Source organism: Photobacterium sp. R1, from assembly GCF_054600795.1.
Genome location: NZ_BAAHZP010001102.1, coordinates 1 through 229, shown reverse-complemented (window position 1 = coordinate 229; position 229 = coordinate 1). Strand labels below are relative to the sequence as shown.

The window sequence follows — 229 nt, the reverse complement described above, 5'->3', positions numbered from 1 at the left end:
GTTCATGATCCTGATTCTGGCCAACACCCTGGTGATGAATGCCTACCTGCACCAGGAAACCTCACTGGTTCAGTATCTGAACGCGCTGGTGGATCGGGTGGTTGACCTGTACACGCAGATGAACACGGTCAATGCCGGTGTCATTGACCTGCTGCAATTTCCCGTGCTGAAACTCCTGAGCCGCTGCTCGTTATATCAGCGGGTTTATCTGGGAGTGTCGCTGTTTGCT

1 pseudogene is annotated in these 229 nt (G+C 53.3%); it reads left to right on the top strand.

The features are described 5' to 3' along the window. A pseudogene (locus tag ACYP03_RS28465) lies at positions 1-229 on the top strand (hypothetical protein); the annotation flags it as partial.